Consider the following 391-nt stretch of genomic DNA (forward strand, 5'->3'; position numbering starts at 1 on the left):
TGGGGTAGAAGCGCCGGTCCCGGGCGAGGCCGGTGGGCCGGTGCTCGTCGGCGCTGGTCACCAGGCCGGCTTCCGCGCGCAGGACGGCGTACGGGGCGGCGGCCCCCATCTGCCAGCCCGTGGCGCACAGCCGGTACGCGGTCGCGGCCAGGGCTCCGGCTCCTCCTCCTCTTCCTCCGGCTCCGCCCGCATCTGCTGAACAGCCGCGGTCACGGCGGCGAGCGACTCCTTGAGGCCGCCCACCTTCTCGTCGATGCTCTCCAGCGAGGCCGGGAGGTTTTCCTCCTCCAGGGCCTTCAGCCGCCCCCGGGTTTCGGCCAGTTCGGCGGTCAGCCGCAGCAGCATCTCCATAGCGTCGATCTTGATCTCCGCCATCAGAAGGCCCCCTGAT

At 71.9% G+C, this 391-nt stretch carries 1 pseudogene; it reads right to left on the bottom strand.

Going from position 1 to position 391, the window contains the following annotated elements:
• Positions 1 to 57 precede the first annotated feature (57 nt).
• A pseudogene (locus G3I71_RS49625) lies at positions 58 to 391 on the bottom strand (hypothetical protein); the annotation flags it as partial.

The organism is Streptomyces sp. SID12501, from assembly GCF_010550245.1.
GTDB lineage: Bacteria > Actinomycetota > Actinomycetes > Streptomycetales > Streptomycetaceae > Streptomyces.